This is a genomic window from Allosphingosinicella sp., from assembly GCF_036570505.1.
Lineage (GTDB): Bacteria > Pseudomonadota > Alphaproteobacteria > Sphingomonadales > Sphingomonadaceae > Allosphingosinicella.
Genome location: NZ_DATCYB010000105.1, coordinates 25,807 through 42,403 on the forward strand (window position 1 = coordinate 25,807; position 16,597 = coordinate 42,403).

Genomic DNA, 16,597 nt, shown 5'->3' on the forward strand with positions numbered 1-16,597 from the left:
CTTCCTCCTGTTCGCGGCCTATCTAGGGACCCTTGGCCACAAAGCCAATTGACCCCACCCGAAATAGGTGTATCTGCACGCTTTATGCTTTCGACCGTGTGCGCCTGCAACAAGCTCCGCCGCTCCACTCGCATCGTCAGCGCTCTTTATGACGAGGCGCTGGCGCCATCGGGGCTGACGGTCGCGCAATTCTCGCTGCTCCGCATGCTGCAGCGGGCCGGCCCCTCCTCGCTCAGCGATTTCGCGGCGGCGAGCTGCTACGACCGGACTACGCTCAACCGCACGCTGGGCACTCTGGAAGAGAAGGGCCTCATCCGTTCCGAACCGGGCAAGGACCGGCGCAGCCGGATCGTCTCCATCACCGACGAGGCGAAACAAGCGATGCGCCGTGCCCAGCCCCGATGGGAAGAGGCGCAGGCACGGGTCGAAGCCGCTCTCGGTCCGGACCACCCGCGACTTTTCGAGATTCTCGATCGCATAGAGGAGATGCGGGTATGACCATGCGGCGGCCCTGGATCGTCGTCTTGTCCGCCGCGCTGATCGTCACGCTCGCCATGGGCGTGCGCCAGTCCTTCGGCCTGTTCATGCCGCAGATGAGCATGGCGCTGGACATCGGCCGCGAGAGCTTCGGCCTCGCCATCGCCATTCAGAATCTGCTGTTCGGTCTAGCCCAGCCCTTCGTCGGCGCCCTCGCCGACCGGCACGGCGCCGGCCGCGTCATCTTCTGGGGCGCGTTCGTTTATGTGGCGGGCCTAATCCTCGCCGCCTGGACGGGGAGCGCCCTTGGCCTTCATCTTTCCTTCGGCCTGCTCATCGGGGTCGCGCTGGCGGCGACGACCTTCGTCATCGTGCTCGGCGCCGTCGGACGAGTCGTCTCCGCGGAACGGCGGACGCTCGCCTTCGGCATCGTCACCGCCGGCGGGTCGCTCGGCCAGTTCCTGGTCGTGCCGGGCGCGCAGATGCTGCTCGGAGAGCTGGGCTACCGACTGACCCTGGTCGTGCTGGCGGGAATGGTCGCGCTCGTCGCGGTCCTCGCTCTCGGCGTTGCCGGCCGGCCCGAAGGCCAGTCGGAGGGGCCGAAGCAGTCGCTTCGCGCGGCCCTGCGCGAAGCCGCGGGACATCGTGGCTACTGGCTACTAAACGCGGGCTTCTTCGTCTGCGGGTTCCAGCTCGTCTTCATCGCCACCCACTTTCCGGCCTATCTGACGGACCATGGCCTCGGCCTCGCGGTCGGCGCCCAATCGCTCGCCCTCATTGGCCTGTTCAACATCTTCGGCTCGTACATTTTCGGCCTGTCGGGCGATTATCTGCGCAAGAAATATGTGCTGAGCGGCATCTACGCGGCTCGCGCGCTCGTCATCATCCTGTTCCTCGCCCTGCCGCTGACGCCCGCCAGCGCCCTCGTCTTCGCCTCGACCATGGGTTTCCTCTGGCTGGGTACGGTGCCGCTCACCAGCGGCCTCGTCGGCCAGATTTTCGGCGTCCGCTACCTTTCCACCCTCTACGGCATCGTGTTCATGAGCCATCAGTTCGGCAGCTTCTTCGGCGCCTGGCTCGGCGGCCTCATCTACGACCGAAACGGCTCCTACGACGCCGCCTGGGCCGCCTCCATCGCCCTCGGCTTCGTCGCGGCGCTCATTCACCTGCCCATCAGCGACCGGGCCATCGCCCGGCTCGAGCCCGCGCCGGCATGAAGCTCCATCTCCTCATTCTCGCCGCCGTCTCGCCCCTGCTCCTCGTCGGGCTGTGGCTCTGGCGCGACCAGGGCGCGATGATCTCGCTCGGCGAGTTCATGGCCTGGTGCCTGGGCTGATCGCCTGACCGCTTGACCGTTCCCGCGCGCCACGCGAAAGCGGGGGCGATGGAGAGTGACACCAGCCTCGAAGCCCGGCCCTCGGTGCGGCCGGCCGAAAAGAAGGAGGGGGGGCTGAGAGAAACGACCCGATTCCTCCTGCTGCTGTTCCTGTTCGCGCTGATCCTGAGGAGCTTCATCGTCGCGCCATTCAGCATCCCGTCGGGATCGATGCTGCCGACGATGATGATCGGCGACTATCTGTTCGTCGCCAAATGGCCCTATGGCTATTCGCGGTTCAGCCTGCCCTTCGGGCTCGGCAGTTTCGACGGTCGCATTCTCGCCGATACGCCCGACCGAGGCGACATCGCCGTCTTCCGCTATCCAGGCGGCGGCGAGGACGATTATGTGAAGCGGGTAATCGGCCTTCCGGGCGATACGATCCAGATGCGGGACGGCACGCTCTGGCTCAACGGCGTGGAAGTGCCGCGTGTTCGCGTCGCCGATTATCTGATGCCGATGAGCCCCAACAGTCCCTGTCGGACGGTCATCCCCGAGGCGGCGCGCGTCGTCACGGACGAGGCGGGCAACCGCTTCTGCGCCTTCGAGCGGTATCGCGAGACGCTCCCCGGTGGCCGCTCTTATTATGTGCTCGACCAGATGGACGGCATCGCCGACGACACGCCGGTCCATATCGTCCCGGACGGCCATTACTTCATGATGGGCGACAATCGAGACGACAGCCTCGACAGCCGCTTCGCCCTCGCCGCCGAGGGCGTGGGCGACCTTCCCGCCGACTATCTGATCGGCGAGGCGCTGATCATCTTTTTCTCGACCGACGGCTCGGCCGAATGGCTGGCGCCCTGGACCTGGGTTTCCGCCGCCCGCTGGCAGCGGATCGGGGAGACGTTCTGAGCATGAGCGGATCGCATGATGTCGCCGCCTGGGTCGAACGGACGTTGGGGCACCGTCCACAGGACGTCGCCCTGTTCACCCGCGCCCTTACCCATGGCAGCCGCGGCGACGATCATTATCAGCGGCTCGAGTTCCTCGGCGACCGCGTATTGGGCGTCATCATGGCGACCTGGCTCTACGAGCTCTTTCCCGAGGAACCGGAAGGCAAGCTCTCGCGGCGGTTCAACGCGCTCGTCTCGCGCGAGACCTGTGCCGAGGTCGGGCGTACGCTCGGGGTCGGAGGGCAGGTGATCCTCGGAAAGCAGGCCCGCGACGACGGCGCCGCCGACAGCGACAATGTGCTGGGCGATGTCGTCGAGGCGCTGATCGGCGCGCTCTACCTGGAGTCCGGCCTGGGCAGCGCGACCGCTTTCATCCGCCGCGCCTGGTCCGACCGCCTGAACCGGGGAGATCAGGCCCCCCAGCATCCCAAATCCACCCTCCAGGAATGGGCGGCCGCCCACGACAAGCGGCCGCCTGTCTATCAGCTCAAGGGCCGCTCAGGGCCGCATCACGCGCCCAGGTTCATCGTCGATGTGGAGATCAAGGGCGTGGGAACGGCAAGCGCCGAAGGGCTTTCCAAGCAGGAAGCCGAAACCGCGGCGGCCAGGGCATTGCTGGAGAAGCTGACATGACGGAAAATTGCGGCCTCGTCGCCGTGGTCGGCGCACCCAATGCTGGCAAGTCGACCCTGGTCAATGCGCTGATCGGCCAGAAGGTCGCTATCGTCAGCGCCAAGGCGCAGACGACCCGCGTCCGCCTAATGGGCATTGCAATCGAAGGCGAGGCGCAGATCCTCCTCCTCGACACGCCCGGCATCTTCGCGCCGCGCCGTCGGCTCGACCGGGCCATGGTGGCGGCGGCCTGGGGCGGAGCGCAGGACGCCGACCTGATCGCCCTCGTCATCGACGCCAAGACCGGCTTTTCGACCCGCATCGAGGAGATGCTCGACACGCTGAAGAGCCGCCGGGAGCCCAAGGTCCTGATCCTCAACAAGGTCGACGTGACTCCGAAAGAGGAATTGCTGACGCTGACGGCGCGCCTCTCCGAACGCCTCGACTTCGAGGAAATCTTCATGGTCTCCGCCACCACGGGCGACGGCGTGGCCGATCTCAAATCCGCGCTGGCCGCCCGCATGCCCGAAGGCCCCTGGCACTTCCCCGAGGAGCAGGTCTCCGACGCCACCGACCGCATGCTCGCCGCCGAGGTGACGCGCGAGCAGCTCTATCACCAGCTCCACGCCGAGCTCCCTTACGCGAGCGCGGTCGAGACCGAGAAATATGAGGAGCGCAAGGACGGCTCCGTCGTCATCCACCAGCAGATCCTGGTCGGACGCCCGACGCAAAGGGCGATCGTCCTCGGCAAGGGCGGGGCACGACTAAAGCAGATCGGAACCGCGGCCCGCGAGGAGTTGGCGAAGCTACTCGGGCGAAAGGTCCACCTCTTCCTCCACGTCAAGGTGAAGCCGGACTGGGAAGAAGATCGGGGGCTCTATCGGGATATCGGGTTGGATTGGGTGGAGTAGCGCGTTTCCGGCTGCTCATACCTCCAGCACGATCTTCCCTACATGGTCGTTGCCCTCCATGCGGCGATGCGCGTCGGCGGCGCGGACCAAGGGGAAAGTGCTGTCGATGATCGGGCTGATTCGGCCGGCTGCCAGATGCGGCCAGACGTCGCGCTCGAGGTCTTCGGCCAGATGCGTCTTGAACTCGACCGAGCGGGGGCGGAGGAGGGACCCGGTTAGGGTGAGGCGCCTGGCCATGATGGGCCAGAGCGAGATTTCGGCCTTGGGCCCTAACTGAGCGGCGATGGAGACGTGGCGGCCTTCCTCGGCGAGGCAGGAGAGGTTGCGCGGCACATAGTCGCCGCCGATCAGGTCGAGCACGACGGCCGCTCCCCCGGGGGCGATCCGCTTGATTTCCTCGACGAAATCCTGGGTCTTGTAGTTGATGGCGTGAGCCGCGCCGACTTCCCGGGCGCGGGCGCATTTCTCGTCGGAGCCGGCGGTGACGATGACGGTGAGGCCGAAGACCTTGCCCAGCAGGATGGCGGCGGTGCCGATGCCGCCGGTACCACCGTGGACGAGAACCGTGTCGCCCTCCCGCGCGCCGCCCCGCTGAAAGAGGTTGCTCCAGACCGTGAAGAAGGTTTCGGGAAGAGCAGCCGCCTCGACCATGTCGAGCGGCGCCGGCACGGGGAGGCATTGGCCATAAGGCGCTACGCAATATTCAGCATAACCGCCGCCCGAGACCAGGGCGCAGACCTTCTGCCCCACCACCGCCGAATCGACGGCATCGCCCACCGCCACAACCTCGCCCGCGACCTCCAGCCCCGGAATGGTCGGCGCGCCCGGCGGCGGTGGATAGAGGCCGAGCCGCTGCGCCACGTCCGGCCGATTGACGCCCGCCGCCGCCACTTTCACCAGCACCTCGCCGGCTCCAGGCTTCGGCACCGGCCGTTCCAGCGACACCAGGACCTCGGGTCCGCCGGGCGCCGCCGGGTCGATCGCAGTCATGGTAGCCGGCAGGCCGGTCATCGGGTCGCCCTCCTCGGGAAAATGTCGATAGGGGCGGCCCTTTGTCGGCACAAGCCGGCTCAGCCCTCGGGAAACCGGACGACGACATTGGGCGATGGAAAGGAATGCTCGATATTCAATGGCGCCGGGCGCCGGTGCCAGGGATCGCCTCGGGAAAAGGCATCCATGGTCGGATAGGAGCCGACAATAGTGAAATCGGAGAAGAGGTAGGGCCGCCCTTCGGCGGGCAACGGCTCCGCCGCATCGCTGACATGGAAGTGCAGGTGCGGCCCCGTGGCCTGGCCGGTCATCCCGAGCGCCGCGATGACCTCGCCTTTCTCGACCCGGTCGCCGGGTTCGACCAGCAGGCCCGGTTTCAGATGCTCGTAAGTGGCATAACGTCCCTCGCCCAGGTCGAGCACGATGTAGTTGCCGGCCGCTTCGCCAAGGCTGCCGCGAAAGTCGCCATCGCCGGCGGGCGCCGCCATCCCGTCACGGGTTCCGACGACAATGGCATCCGCCACCGCGAGCACGTCGGCGCCAAGAGCGACGTCGCCGTCCCTGGGCTTCATCCAGTCGATCGCGAAACGACCCGGTATGCGCGCCCGACCGTCCACCGCATAGACGACCCGCCTGTGCCCCCGCTCCATCGCCGGTTCATAGACCGCCACCCAAGGCCCGCCACGCAAGGGCGGTCCGAGGACCGGCACCGGCCGTCGGTCTATGTCCACCGCGCCGGCTTCGAGCGTGACTGGCTCGCCGCCTTCCGCATGAAATTCGATGCGGTGGAGAAGCTTCCCTGGCGCCCCGGTAAGGGGAACGCCGAGATAGACTACCCTGCGCATTCCCGGGGCGATAACGCCCGTCTCGGCCGTTGCGCCCGGCCCTCCCAAGTGCCGGCGCAGCTCCGCGCCCTCGTAGCCAGCCATGACCATTCCCGTCGCAGCGTCCAGAATCCGCACGCGCATTAGCGTCAGGGGCCTGGAGGCGAAGTTGGTGAGGTGGAGCTCGTAGCGCAGCCGTGTCGCGTCGCCGATCCGCACCGGCACGGGCGAGACCGGGACCTGCACATCGAAGCTCTGCCGTACAGGTTCTTGCGTCTGGCTTATACCCGCGCTGGAGCAGGAGAGCCCAGCCGTGATTAGGAGGAATGCCGAAAGGGCAGCTCTTTTCATCTTCATTTCCCGGTGTTTATCGTTCCGCGCCGGCGGAATTGCGCTGGCCGACGAAACCCTAAGAGCAATGTGCTGGCGATCGGGGAGAGGGCGATCCGTGAACGGGACTACGGAGATGGCGAGCGGGACCGGCTAAGCCTTTTCGGCCGAGAGCCAGGGTCTGAGCTGGTCGCGGAAGCGGCGGCTGAGACGAAGCTGGGTGCCGTCATCGAGTGCGATGAGAGCATCGCCACGCCCGATGCCACGCACCTGCTGAATACGGTCGAAATGCACGATCGCGCGGCGATGAACCCGCGCGAACGCATCAGGTGGAAGCAGCCTATCCAAAGCTGAGAGGGATTCGTCGATCAGGTGGGAGCCGCCGGCGGTGTGAACTTCCGAATAATTGCCGGCCGCCTCGATCCATATGATCTGGTCGAGCGCGATGGCGCGCTGTGTGCCTCCCGAACGAACGCGCAGCCACGGCCGAGGAGCATTGACGCTGGCCGCGAGACGCGCTCGATCGATCTGCCATCCCTGATGCCTTCGCCGATAGGCGATGACCGCGACCACGCCTCCGACCAATCCGGCGTAGAGCAGCAGATTCTTGTCGAGATTGGACAGGAGCATGCGCTCTGCCATCGCCCAGCGCGTGGGGAGGCGGCCATCATTGTTGTAGGTCGGCCAGAACAGGCCCGCGAAAAGGAGGACGTGCAACAGGATTGTCGCCGGAAGACCGAGGATGTAGAGAGCGGCGCGCCGGGAAAGACCCCAGCCGCTTGTTTCCACGCGGCGGACGAGCAGGACCAGCGGCGGCGTAACGAGCGCCCAGATCGAGAAGATTGCCATCACATAGCCGAATGTCGGCCACCACGCTTGCGGCGATCCGCGAAAGAGGCTGAAGATATAGGCCTGGCCGGCGAAAAGGAGCGCCGCCAGTGTCCAGCCGACCAGACTCACGCCCGCGAGCAGGACCAGGCCTTGACGGCTTTCGATCGAGGGCGATTCGAAGGCGGAAACAAGCCGCTGGAGCGGGCGCCGGATCATGACCGACTATTAAGCCACCAGGCAATTCAGCGCCAGCCGTCCAAGCGAGTGCCCAGCGGTCACACAGCGGACAAGAAATCTGGGGATATGTCGCGCTGGCGATTGACACCAACGTGCGGTCGGCGGACTCTGGCGCCATGGATCTGGATGAGCTCTTTCCGGACAAACCAGGCGACCCGCTGACTTTGCTCGTCAAGCAGGACCTCGATCCACTGTCGGTCGAGGAGCTCCACGCCCGCATCGCCATCCTGGAAAGCGAGATCGCGCGCGTGAAGGCAAAGATTGAAGCCGCCGTTAACCATCGCGCAAGCGCGGATGAACTATTCAAGAAATGAAGCAGGCGGGGGCAACCGCCGATGATCCCCGCCGTTAATAGGAGCGAGTCCTTGATGCCCGAGCGACGCGCCCCGACATTAAGGATAAGTTGCCCGTGAAAACCTGTCGCGGGCCGCAAGGAGTAAGTTAATGCCATCATTCGCCCGTGAACTGGAACAGACGCTCCACACGGCGCTCGCCGAAGCGAGCGGCCGCAGGCACGAATATGCGACGCTCGAGCACCTTCTGCTCGCCCTCGTCGAGGATGCTCATGCCTCAAAGGTCATGTCGGCCTGCGGCGTCGATTTGAAGGAGCTGCGCGAAGGCGTCCGCCTCTATCTCGACAATGAGCTCGAAGCGCTGAAGGTGGAGGGCGAGACCGACCCCTCCCCCACCAGCGGTTTCCAGCGCGTCGTCCAGCGCGCCATCCTCCACGTCCAGTCCTCCGGGCGGGACGAGGTAACCGGCGCCAATGTCCTCGTCGCGCTCTTCTCGGAACGCGAGAGCTACGCCGTCTATTTCCTCCAGCAGCAGGACATGAGCCGCCTCGATGCCGTCAGCTACATCAGCCACGGCGTCGGCAAGGGCGAAACCGCGGCCGAGCCCGTCGAGGTGAAGGGCGCCGAGGAGGAGAAGAAGGAAGAGAGCGGCAAGAAGAAGAGCGAAAGTGCCCTAAAGCAATTCACCGTTAATCTGAACGAGAAGGCCGAGGCTGGCCGCGTCGATCCGCTGATCGGCCGCGGGCCCGAGGTCGACCGCACCATCCAGATTCTCTGCCGCCGCTCGAAGAACAACCCGCTCTATGTAGGCGACCCCGGCGTCGGCAAGACCGCCATCGCCGAAGGTCTCGCGCGCAAGATCGTCGAGGGCGACGTTCCCGATGTCCTGAAGGAAGCGGTGATCTACGCGCTCGACATGGGCGCCCTGCTCGCCGGCACCCGCTATCGCGGCGATTTCGAGGAGCGGCTGAAGGCGGTGGTGACGGAACTGGAGAAGCTGCCCAATTCCATCCTGTTCATCGACGAGATCCACACGGTGATCGGCGCCGGCGCCACCAGCGGCGGCGCGATGGACGCGTCCAACCTGCTGAAGCCCGCTTTGTCGGGCGGCACGATCCGCTGCATCGGCTCGACCACCTACAAGGAATTCCGCAACCATTTCGAGAAGGACCGGGCGCTGCTCCGGCGCTTCCAGAAAATCGACGTCAACGAGCCGACGGTCGAGGACACGATCAAGATCCTCGCCGGTCTGCGCTCGGCGTTCGAGGAGCATCACTCGGTGCGCTACACGTCCGACGCGATCAAGTCTGCGGTCGAGCTGTCGGCGCGCTACATCAACGACCGCAAGCTGCCCGACAAGGCGATCGACGTGATCGACGAGGTCGGCGCGATGCAGATGCTGGTGCCGCCATCACGCCGCAAGAAGACGATCACCACCAAGGAGATCGAGGCGGTCATCTCGACCATCGCCCGCATCCCGCCGAAGTCGGTTTCGACCGACGACAAGAAGGCACTGGAGCATCTCGGCCGCGACCTGAAGCGCGTCGTGTTCGGTCAGGACAAGGCGATCGAAACGCTGTCGTCGGCGATCAAGCTTTCGCGCGCGGGCCTGCGCGATCCCGACAAGCCGATCGGCAACTATCTCTTCTCGGGCCCCACCGGCGTCGGCAAGACCGAGGTGGCGCGTCAGCTCGCCTCGATCATGGGCATTCCGCTCCAGCGCTTCGACATGTCCGAATACATGGAGCGCCATTCGGTGAGCCGCCTGATCGGCGCGCCCCCGGGCTATGTCGGCTACGACCAGGGCGGCCTCCTCACCGACGCGGTCGACCAGCATCCGCACAGCGTGCTGCTGCTCGATGAGATCGAGAAGGCGCATCCGGACCTGTTCAACATCCTCCTCCAGGTGATGGACAACGGCAAATTGACCGATCACCACGGCAAGACGGTCGATTTCCGCAACGTCATCCTCATCATGACGACCAATGCGGGCGCGTCCGACATGGCCAAGGAAGGGATCGGCTTCGGCGCTATCACTCGCGAGGGCGAGGACGAGGAAGCGATCAAGCGGATGTTCACGCCGGAATTCCGCAACCGCCTCGATGCGGTGGTGCCGTTCGGCTATCTGCCGCCCGAGGTCGTCGCCCGCGTCGTGGACAAGTTCATCCTTCAGCTGGAGCTCCAGCTGGCGGACCGCAATGTCCACATCAGCCTCGACGACGAGGCGAAGCAGTGGCTCACGTCGCGCGGTTACGATCGTCTCTACGGCGCCCGGCCGATGGGGCGGCTGATGCAGGAGAAGATCAAGCAGCCGCTGGCCGAGGAACTGCTGTTCGGCAAGCTCCTCAACGGCGGCGAGGTGAAGGTCACGATCAAGGACGACGCGCCCGCCTTCGAGATCGTCCCCGCCGCGCCCAAGCCCTCGCGAAAAAAGAAGGGTGGAGGCAAGAAGAAGACCGAAGAGCAGAAGGCCTAGTCGTCATTGGAAGCATAGCGAAGCAATCCAGCAAGCTGAGCAGCTGGATTGCTTCGTCCCCCGGATCGGGTCCGGTCTTCGCAATGACGAGCGTCCGCTGGCGGCCCCGACGGGCGGGACCGGTCGTTCGACGCCCATGACAAGTGGACTCCCGCTTTGCCGTGACTGACGCTATTGTGCCGCTCCCATTGAAGGAGCGTGGCGATGCCCAACCTCACCTTCTACACCAATCCCCAATCGCGTGGGCGAATCGCTCGCTGGATGCTCGAGGAAGTCGGCGAGCCTTACGACACCGTCATCCTCGACTATGGCACGACGATGAAGGACGCGGACTATCTCGCGATCAACCCGATGGGGAAGGTGCCCGCGATCAAGCATGGCGACACGATCGTCACCGAGGCCGGCGCCATCTGCGCCTATCTGGCCGACGCCTTTCCCGACAAGGGTCTGGCACCGCCGCTCGCCGATCCGCGGCGCGGACCCTATTTCCGCTGGTTGTTCTTCGCGGCCGGATGCGTCGAGCCGGCGGTAACCAGCAAGGCTCTTGGGCTGCTTGCGCCCGCCGACAAAAAGCAAATGGCCGGCTACGGCAGCTACGAGGAGACGATCGATACGCTCGAGCGCGCCGTCTCTGGTGCTCCGTATATCTGCGGCGATCAGTTCACCGCCGCCGACGTTTACGTGGGATCTCAGATCGGCTGGGGTCTGATGTTCGGGACGATCGAGAAGCGGCCGGCTTTCGAGGCTTATGTCGGCCGCTTGCAGTCGCGCCCCGCGGCAAGACGCGCGAACGAGCTCGATGACGCCGCGATGCCAAAGCCGGAGCCTCAGCCCGCCTGACCGAAAGGAGCGAAAGATGAGTGAGGACGTCCGCGCGGCCGCTATCAGGCTCTATGACCGCTTCACCCATGAGGGCCTAGACCGTCGCGCCTTCATGGCCGAGCTCACCAGGATCTCCGGCAGCGCTGCCGCGGCCAATGCCCTGCTCCTCGGCATCGCCGCCAGTCCGGCCGCCGCGGCCATCGTTCCCGAGAATGACGATCGGCTCATCATCCGCCGGGGCTCGCTCGGCCTCAAGGGGCGCGCGCTGAACGGCTATGTCGCGACGCCCAAGGCCGCTGCCGGAAAGAAGATTCCCGGCGTCATCGTCATCCATGAGAATCGCGGCCTCAACCGCCATATCCAAGATGTGGCTCGCCGCGTGGCCCTGGGCGGTTATTTCGCCGTCGCGCCCGATTTCCTTTCGGAGATGGGCGGCACGCCCGCCGACGAGGACAAGGCGCGCGAGATGATCGGGCGCCTGGAACTGCAGGGCAGCGTCGCCGATGCCGTCGCCCTGCTCGGCGCGACGCGTGCCCTTGATCACAGCAACGGCAAGGTCGGCGCCGTTGGCTTCTGCTGGGGTGGAGCGTTCGTCAACCGCCTCGCCGTCGCCGCCGGCGACGGGCTCGATGCCGGGGTCGCCTATTACGGCCCGGCACCCGATCCGTTGGAAGCCGCCAAGGTCAAGGCGGCGATGCTGCTCCACTATGCCGGGAACGACGAACGGGTGAACAAGACGGGCGGGCCCTGGGCCGCCGCGCTCAAGAAGGCGGGCGCGAACGTCACCGCCCACACCTATCCGGGCGTCGAGCACGCCTTCAACAACGACACATCGGCGGAACGGTACGACAAGGCGGCTGCGGATCTCGCCTGGAGGCGGACCATGGATTTTCTTGGCCGTCATCTCGGCTGATACGCATCGAAGGGGGGAAAGCAGAAATGGACAATACCCGCAGGGCGATGCTCGTCCTCGCCGTCGCCGCGATCCTGGTCCTGATCGGCACCGCCGTCTACACCGGCAACGCCGCCATCTATCTCCTCGCCGCCCTGGCCGCCTTCCCTGCGCTCATGGTCTGGCAACGGCGCGGAGCCAACGACTGACCGAGAGACCCGCCGCGCCGAAGTGAAAGACTATCGACCATGACGAGGACGGTCAGATGGCTGGCGCTGTTGCTCAGCAGAGGTTCCGGCGACCGCGGCCGCCGCGCGGAGTCGCCGCTCGCCATTCCGCTGGTGGGCTGGCGCGACATCGTGATCCGGGTCTGGCGCAACGCCAAGGCCGACAATCTCAACGTTCTCGCCGCCGGCATTGCCTTCTACGCCTTTCTGGCTCTGCTGCCGCTGATCGCCTCGACGGCGATGATATACGGCCTGGTGCGCGCGCCGGCCGAGGTGGTCCGGGACGTGGGCAAGCTTGTGTCGATCATCCCCGAGGCGGCTCAGCCATTGGTCGCCAGGCGGGTCGTCGAGGTCATCACCGACCATCGCGGCGGCGGTCTCGCCCTGCTGCTCGCGTTGCTGCTCACCATCTACGGCGGCGCGCGGAGCGCGCGATCGATCACGGCCGCGCTCAACGTCATTTACGGGGAGGGGGACGTGCAGCGCTTCGCCAGGCGCTGGGGCATCCCGATCCTGCTGGCTCTGGGCAGCGCGGCGCTCATGCTGCTGGCGCTGCTGGCGATCGCCCTGTTCGGCTATGTGGGAGAACTGATGCCCGAGGGCACGCCGCTCGGATGGGGCGTGGCGAAGCTCAGTTTCTGGCTGCTGATCACCGCTGGCATCAGCGTCGGCAGCGCCCTCCTTTATCGCTACGCGCCCTCGCGTCGTCACGCGCGCTGGGCCTGGATTCTTCCCGGCGCGCTCACGACGACCGTCCTGTGGCTGCTCGCGACCTTCGCCTTCGGCTTCTATATCGCCCGCTTCGGCCGCTACGACATCAGCTACGGCTCGCTCGCCGCCGTCGTCGTGCTCCAGCTATGGATCTACCTTTCGGCCTTCATCCTGCTGCTCGGCGCGAAGCTCAACGCCGAGATTGAGCTTCAGACGGACGAAGACACCACTGTAGGCGCGCCCCGCCCCGCAGGGCGCCGGCATGCCGCCTCCGCCGACGAGACGGGGGAGATACCCACGATCGGCCTCGACCTTCCGGAATAGGAAAAAGGCCCGGCGTTGTCACCGGGCCTTCTCCCCTTCTCCATCAGGACCATGCCTATTCGCGGCTGCCCATGAACTGGAGGAGGAAGGTGAACATGTTTACGAAATCCAGATATAGCGACAGCGCGCCCATGATCACCACCTTGCCGATCATATCACTGCCGGCGACGTGGAAATAGAGGCTCTTGATGCGCTGTGTGTCATATGCGGTGAGCCCCGCGAACAGCAGCACGCCGATGAAGCTGATCACCAGCTGCATCGTCGAGGATTGCAGGAACAGGTTGATGATCATCGCGACCAGCAGCCCTACGACGCCCATGATGAGGAAGGTGCCGAAGCCCGACAGGTCCTTCTTCGTGGTATAGCCCCAGAGGCTCAGGCCCGCGAAGGCCGCGGCCGTCGCGAAGAAGGTCTGCGCGATTGACGTGCCGGTGAAGACTAGGAAGATGGAAGCCATCGAAAGGCCCATCACCGTCGCGAAAGCCCAGAAGAGGAGCTGGGCGGTGCCCGTCGAAAGCCGGTTGATGCCGAAGCTCAGCACCATCACGAAGGCGAGCGGCGAGAACATGATGACATATTTGAGGATGCCCGGCCCCATCAGAATCTGGGCGGCATAGCCGCTGCTGGCGAACAGCAGCGCGACGATGCCCGTGAGCAATACCCCCGATGCCATATAGTTGTAGACTGAGAGCATATAGGACCGCAGGCCCGCGTCGAAGGCCACGCCTTCGCGGGGGCGCGTCGTCGTCTGCGGCGATGCGTTCACCCGCGGGTCAAATCCATTTGCCATTTCAAACTTCTCCTTTGCGGCGAAACCATCGCCGTCGCCCGTCAATATCGGGTGAATCGGCGTACCTTTCAAGGAAAACCGGACATCGCCCCCTCCCCGTCATTCTCTCGAAACGCTATGGGCTGATGGCATCATGCACCGCTTGTTCGTCGCCATCCGGCCACCCCGCCCCGTTCGCGAACTGTTGCTCGACGTCATGGGCGGCGTGCGTGGGGCACGCTGGCAGAGCGACGACCAGCTGCACCTCACGCTGCGCTTCATAGGAGAAGTAGACCGGCATCTGGCGGAGGATCTCCACGCCGCGCTCGGTGCGATCCATCATCCGCGCTTCGAAATAGCGCTGAGCGGCATAGGCAGCTTCGAACGGCGCGGTCAGCCGGAAACCTTGTGGGCCGGAGTTACGCCGCACGAGCCGCTGAAGGCGCTCCACAACAAGGTCGATCAGGCCGCCGCCCGCGCCGCCATCGCGCCGGACCAGCGCGCCTATCTGCCTCACATCACGCTGGGCCGCCTCAATCGTGCGGCCGGACCGATTGCCGGCCTCCTCGAACAGTCGGGCGGCCTTTCCAGCGCGCCCTTCCCGGTCGACAGCTTCGGCCTCTACGAAAGCGAGCTCACCCCCGAAGGCGCCGTTTACTCGATCGTGGAACGCTACAGGCTGGATTAGGCGCCCAGCCGATCCATCAGCCGTTCGACCATGCCGGCATAGCCGGTGCCGAAGAGCCGGAGATGCACGAAAGCAGGAAAGAGCTGATAGACATCTCGCCGCTCGCCCCAGCCGGGTTCCAGCGAACCATAGGCTTCCTGAAATTCAGGCGGCGGCGCGTCGAACAGGGTCACCATCGCGAGATCGACCTCTGAATGGCCGTGATAACAGGCCGGATCCACCAGCGCGGCGAGCTGCCCATCCCTGACGAGGATGTTGCCGCTCCACAAATCTCCATGGAGAAGCGAGAGGGGCGGATCGGGGGGAAGCAGGTCGCCCAAACGCTTCGCTAACCGCTCGACCCGCTCCCGCCAGGGCCGATCAAGCACCCTGGCGGTCGCAAGCAGCCTTTGCTCGGCCCAGAAGCCCGGCCAATCGCTCCGCTGCCGGTTGTCGAGCGCTACCGAGCCAAGCGCATAGTCTACCGACCATCCGTAACTCTCCCCGGTGACGGCGTGCAACTCGCGCGTTGCCGCGCCGATGTCCGCCCAGGCAAGGGGGCTGAACACGCCATCATTGTCGATATGCTGAAGCAGAAGCACGCCCTCATGCTCGCCCTCGACCAACGGCGTTGGCACGCCGGCGGCGGCCAATGTTCGCAGCATCGCCGCTTCGGTAGCGACGGCCGGGCCGCCCTTCGCGACCGTGCACCGCCCGTCGCCTCGACGAAGCAGCAGCACTTCCGACAGATCGCCGCCAGCGAGCCGCTGCAGCCGCTCCTCCGGGGCACCGGTCAGAGCGGCGACCCTGCGGGCGAAGACGCTCACCGCCCGGCGATCCTCCGCGCCAGTCCCTTCGCGCCTTCGGTCACGTCGGACCAGGTGACGTCGAAATGCTCTTCTCCGCCATAATAGGGATCCGCCACCGCCTGCCCCACTCGCCCCTCTACATGGTCGAGCAGCAGCGACAGTTCCGCCTTGCCGTCCGCAGGCCGCATGCGGCGCAGGTCGGTGAGGTTTTCGGCATCCAGCGCAACGATGTAATCGAACCTGCGGAAATCGTCGGCGGTCACCTGTCGCGCTCTCAAATGCGCGATATCGACGCCATTTCGCGCCGCCACGGCCGAGGCGCGGCTATCCGGCGGATGGCCGATGTGCCATGTGCCCGTCCCGGCGGAATCGATATCGACATCCAGCCCAAGCCGCCTCGCTTCCCGGCTGAACGCCGCCTCGGCGAGCGGGGAGCGACAAATGTTGCCGAGACAGACGAACAACACGGACTTGACCATCGCGCCGAACCTTATTGCTGGGCTATCACGCCCTTATGCCGCGGGCCGCCCTACGCCGCCGCGAAAACACCGCAGGCAATTCGCGCCCCGCTGTTCCCGGAAGGATCGGAGCGATAGTCGTCAGGGCCGGAATGGATAACGATCGCCGCGCCGTCTTCGTCGAGAAGGGCGTCACTGCTCCCGGAGATCCGGGCGGCGGCGATCGTATATTCCAGCGTGCCAGCGCCATTGGTGCCGATAAGGATGTTGGGCATGTCGCCCTTGTGCATGCCGGCGGGATTCTCGCTGCCGTGCCCGCGGTTGGTCGGGTTCCAATGCCCGCCGGCACTGTCGAAGCCCGGCGCGATGCATTGCCCGGTCATATGGACATGGGCGCCGTGCGCGCCTGACGGCAGACCCACGCCCTCGATCCGCACGCGGATGCTGTCGCCCGACTGGGTGGCCGTGGCAGTCCCCATCGCCCGGCCCGAGGCGTCGAGCAACTGCGCGCTTGCCGTCAATGCCTGCGGAAAATCGTCATCCGGCTCCACGCCATAATCGGTAGCCGCACAGCCGACGAGGCTAATGGACGCGACGGCGCCGAGGGCGAGAATATGTGCTTTCATCTTGTCTCTCCTCCTGTTTCACCTTCCGAACGGGCCGGAG

20 protein-coding genes are annotated in these 16,597 nt (G+C 65.5%); 13 read left to right on the plus strand and 7 right to left on the minus strand.

What is annotated here, in order from left to right; all coding sequences use genetic code 11:
* Nucleotides 1–84: 84 nt before the first annotated feature.
* The 6 genes from VIR62_RS12915 to era are packed head-to-tail and all read left to right on the plus strand — an operon-like array spanning nucleotide 85 to nucleotide 4,271.
* Nucleotides 85–498, plus strand: coding sequence for a MarR family winged helix-turn-helix transcriptional regulator (locus VIR62_RS12915; RefSeq protein WP_431871883.1), 414 nt, complete (start codon nucleotides 85–87; stop codon nucleotides 496–498).
* The gene (locus VIR62_RS12920) at nucleotides 495–1,694 is read left to right on the plus strand and encodes an MFS transporter (protein WP_431871885.1); all 1,200 of its coding nucleotides are present in this window, start codon (nucleotides 495–497) and stop codon (nucleotides 1,692–1,694) included. Before VIR62_RS12915 ends, VIR62_RS12920 begins: the two co-directional genes overlap by 4 nt.
* On the plus strand, nucleotides 1,691–1,813 hold the full coding sequence (locus tag VIR62_RS12925; RefSeq protein ID WP_431871887.1) for a hypothetical protein: 123 nt from the start codon (nucleotides 1,691–1,693) through the stop codon (nucleotides 1,811–1,813). The genes VIR62_RS12920 and VIR62_RS12925 overlap by 4 nt, the downstream gene beginning before the upstream one ends.
* A 48-nt stretch (nucleotides 1,814–1,861) precedes the next feature.
* The gene (gene lepB, locus VIR62_RS12930) at nucleotides 1,862–2,707 is read left to right on the plus strand and encodes a signal peptidase I (RefSeq protein WP_431871889.1); all 846 of its coding nucleotides are present in this window, start codon (nucleotides 1,862–1,864) and stop codon (nucleotides 2,705–2,707) included.
* A gap of 2 nt (nucleotides 2,708–2,709) precedes the next feature.
* The gene (rnc, locus tag VIR62_RS12935; protein WP_431871890.1) at nucleotides 2,710–3,381 is read left to right on the plus strand and encodes a ribonuclease III; all 672 of its coding nucleotides are present in this window, start codon (nucleotides 2,710–2,712) and stop codon (nucleotides 3,379–3,381) included.
* Nucleotides 3,378–4,271 (plus strand): GTPase Era, encoded by an 894-nt coding sequence (gene era / locus VIR62_RS12940; RefSeq protein ID WP_431871891.1) that lies wholly within the window; start codon nucleotides 3,378–3,380, stop codon nucleotides 4,269–4,271. Before rnc ends, era begins: the two co-directional genes overlap by 4 nt.
* Nucleotides 4,272–4,286: 15 nt before the next feature.
* On the opposite strand, the gene VIR62_RS12945 is transcribed toward era, so the two are convergent.
* The 3 genes from VIR62_RS12945 to VIR62_RS12955 all read right to left on the minus strand — a co-directional run bounded on the left by VIR62_RS12945 (nucleotide 4,287) and on the right by VIR62_RS12955 (nucleotide 7,462).
* Complete coding sequence (locus VIR62_RS12945) at nucleotides 4,287–5,282, minus strand: NAD(P)H-quinone oxidoreductase (RefSeq protein WP_431871892.1); 996 nt, start codon at nucleotides 5,280–5,282, stop codon at nucleotides 4,287–4,289.
* 59 nt (nucleotides 5,283–5,341) lie between these two features.
* Complete coding sequence (locus tag VIR62_RS12950; RefSeq protein ID WP_431871893.1) at nucleotides 5,342–6,436, minus strand: M23 family metallopeptidase; 1,095 nt, start codon at nucleotides 6,434–6,436, stop codon at nucleotides 5,342–5,344.
* 132 nt (nucleotides 6,437–6,568) lie between these two features.
* Nucleotides 6,569–7,462: a LytR/AlgR family response regulator transcription factor gene (locus VIR62_RS12955; protein ID WP_431871895.1), complete on the minus strand. Its 894-nt coding sequence runs from the start codon at nucleotides 7,460–7,462 to the stop codon at nucleotides 6,569–6,571.
* Between the two features lie 137 nt (nucleotides 7,463–7,599).
* On the opposite strand from VIR62_RS12955, the gene VIR62_RS12960 reads away from it, so the two are divergent.
* The 6 genes from VIR62_RS12960 (at nucleotide 7,600) to VIR62_RS12985 (ending at nucleotide 13,228) form a co-directional block, all read left to right on the plus strand.
* Nucleotides 7,600–7,797, plus strand: coding sequence for a DUF1192 domain-containing protein (locus tag VIR62_RS12960; RefSeq protein WP_431871897.1), 198 nt, complete (start codon nucleotides 7,600–7,602; stop codon nucleotides 7,795–7,797).
* Between the two features lie 130 nt (nucleotides 7,798–7,927).
* Entirely contained in the window at nucleotides 7,928–10,252 is a 2,325-nt protein-coding gene (clpA, locus tag VIR62_RS12965; RefSeq protein WP_431871899.1) for an ATP-dependent Clp protease ATP-binding subunit ClpA, read from the plus strand.
* Nucleotides 10,253–10,456: 204 nt separating this feature from the next.
* Nucleotides 10,457–11,092, plus strand: a complete 636-nt coding sequence (locus tag VIR62_RS12970; protein WP_431871901.1) for a glutathione S-transferase family protein — start codon at nucleotides 10,457–10,459, stop codon at nucleotides 11,090–11,092.
* Between the two features lie 16 nt (nucleotides 11,093–11,108).
* Nucleotides 11,109–11,987, plus strand: a complete 879-nt coding sequence (locus VIR62_RS12975) for a dienelactone hydrolase family protein (protein WP_431871902.1) — start codon at nucleotides 11,109–11,111, stop codon at nucleotides 11,985–11,987.
* Between the two features lie 26 nt (nucleotides 11,988–12,013).
* Nucleotides 12,014–12,175 (plus strand): hypothetical protein, encoded by a 162-nt coding sequence (locus VIR62_RS12980; protein ID WP_431871903.1) that lies wholly within the window; start codon nucleotides 12,014–12,016, stop codon nucleotides 12,173–12,175.
* A 39-nt stretch (nucleotides 12,176–12,214) separates the two neighbouring features.
* Nucleotides 12,215–13,228 (plus strand): YihY/virulence factor BrkB family protein, encoded by a 1,014-nt coding sequence (locus tag VIR62_RS12985; protein WP_431871905.1) that lies wholly within the window; start codon nucleotides 12,215–12,217, stop codon nucleotides 13,226–13,228.
* Between the two features lie 55 nt (nucleotides 13,229–13,283).
* On the opposite strand, the gene VIR62_RS12990 is transcribed toward VIR62_RS12985, so the two are convergent.
* Nucleotides 13,284–14,018, minus strand: a complete 735-nt coding sequence (locus VIR62_RS12990; protein WP_431871907.1) for a Bax inhibitor-1/YccA family protein — start codon at nucleotides 14,016–14,018, stop codon at nucleotides 13,284–13,286.
* A 133-nt stretch (nucleotides 14,019–14,151) separates the two neighbouring features.
* Between VIR62_RS12990 and thpR the strand changes: the two genes are divergently transcribed.
* A complete protein-coding gene (gene thpR, locus VIR62_RS12995; RefSeq protein ID WP_431871908.1) occupies nucleotides 14,152–14,685 on the plus strand; it encodes an RNA 2',3'-cyclic phosphodiesterase in 534 nt (177 codons plus the stop codon).
* Here thpR and VIR62_RS13000 read toward each other — a convergent pair.
* Genes VIR62_RS13000 through VIR62_RS13010 form a run of 3 tightly spaced genes read right to left on the minus strand, consistent with a single transcriptional unit; the run spans nucleotide 14,682 to nucleotide 16,557 of the window.
* Entirely contained in the window at nucleotides 14,682–15,491 is an 810-nt protein-coding gene (locus VIR62_RS13000) for a fructosamine kinase family protein (RefSeq protein ID WP_431871910.1), read from the minus strand. The two genes, thpR and VIR62_RS13000, sit on opposite strands and share 4 nt — an antisense overlap.
* Nucleotides 15,488–15,952: a low molecular weight protein-tyrosine-phosphatase gene (locus tag VIR62_RS13005; RefSeq protein ID WP_431871912.1), complete on the minus strand. Its 465-nt coding sequence runs from the start codon at nucleotides 15,950–15,952 to the stop codon at nucleotides 15,488–15,490. The genes VIR62_RS13000 and VIR62_RS13005 overlap by 4 nt, the downstream gene beginning before the upstream one ends.
* A 50-nt stretch (nucleotides 15,953–16,002) precedes the next feature.
* A complete protein-coding gene (locus VIR62_RS13010) occupies nucleotides 16,003–16,557 on the minus strand; it encodes a superoxide dismutase family protein (protein WP_431871914.1) in 555 nt (184 codons plus the stop codon).
* Between the last annotated feature and the right edge of the window lie 40 nt (nucleotides 16,558–16,597).

Excerpts from the sequence above, each read along its gene's own strand:
- VIR62_RS12915 (WP_431871883.1), top strand. The coding sequence starts at position 85 with ATGCTTTCGACCGTGTGCGCCTGCAACAAGCTCCGCCGCTCCACTCGC.
- VIR62_RS12920 (WP_431871885.1), top strand. The coding sequence starts at position 495 with ATGACCATGCGGCGGCCCTGGATCGTCGTCTTGTCCGCCGCGCTGATC.
- VIR62_RS12925 (WP_431871887.1), top strand. The coding sequence starts at position 1,691 with ATGAAGCTCCATCTCCTCATTCTCGCCGCCGTCTCGCCCCTGCTCCTC.
- lepB (WP_431871889.1), top strand. The coding sequence starts at position 1,862 with ATGGAGAGTGACACCAGCCTCGAAGCCCGGCCCTCGGTGCGGCCGGCC.
- rnc (WP_431871890.1), top strand. The coding sequence starts at position 2,710 with ATGAGCGGATCGCATGATGTCGCCGCCTGGGTCGAACGGACGTTGGGG.
- era (WP_431871891.1), top strand. The coding sequence starts at position 3,378 with ATGACGGAAAATTGCGGCCTCGTCGCCGTGGTCGGCGCACCCAATGCT.
- VIR62_RS12945 (WP_431871892.1), bottom strand. The coding sequence starts at position 5,282 with ATGACCGGCCTGCCGGCTACCATGACTGCGATCGACCCGGCGGCGCCC.
- VIR62_RS12950 (WP_431871893.1), bottom strand. The coding sequence starts at position 6,436 with ATGAAAAGAGCTGCCCTTTCGGCATTCCTCCTAATCACGGCTGGGCTC.
- VIR62_RS12955 (WP_431871895.1), bottom strand. The coding sequence starts at position 7,462 with ATGATCCGGCGCCCGCTCCAGCGGCTTGTTTCCGCCTTCGAATCGCCC.
- VIR62_RS12960 (WP_431871897.1), top strand. The coding sequence starts at position 7,600 with ATGGATCTGGATGAGCTCTTTCCGGACAAACCAGGCGACCCGCTGACT.
- clpA (WP_431871899.1), top strand. The coding sequence starts at position 7,928 with ATGCCATCATTCGCCCGTGAACTGGAACAGACGCTCCACACGGCGCTC.
- VIR62_RS12970 (WP_431871901.1), top strand. The coding sequence starts at position 10,457 with ATGCCCAACCTCACCTTCTACACCAATCCCCAATCGCGTGGGCGAATC.
- VIR62_RS12975 (WP_431871902.1), top strand. The coding sequence starts at position 11,109 with ATGAGTGAGGACGTCCGCGCGGCCGCTATCAGGCTCTATGACCGCTTC.
- VIR62_RS12980 (WP_431871903.1), top strand. The coding sequence starts at position 12,014 with ATGGACAATACCCGCAGGGCGATGCTCGTCCTCGCCGTCGCCGCGATC.
- VIR62_RS12985 (WP_431871905.1), top strand. The coding sequence starts at position 12,215 with ATGACGAGGACGGTCAGATGGCTGGCGCTGTTGCTCAGCAGAGGTTCC.
- VIR62_RS12990 (WP_431871907.1), bottom strand. The coding sequence starts at position 14,018 with ATGGCAAATGGATTTGACCCGCGGGTGAACGCATCGCCGCAGACGACG.
- thpR (WP_431871908.1), top strand. The coding sequence starts at position 14,152 with ATGCACCGCTTGTTCGTCGCCATCCGGCCACCCCGCCCCGTTCGCGAA.
- VIR62_RS13005 (WP_431871912.1), bottom strand. The coding sequence starts at position 15,952 with ATGGTCAAGTCCGTGTTGTTCGTCTGTCTCGGCAACATTTGTCGCTCC.
- VIR62_RS13010 (WP_431871914.1), bottom strand. The coding sequence starts at position 16,557 with ATGAAAGCACATATTCTCGCCCTCGGCGCCGTCGCGTCCATTAGCCTC.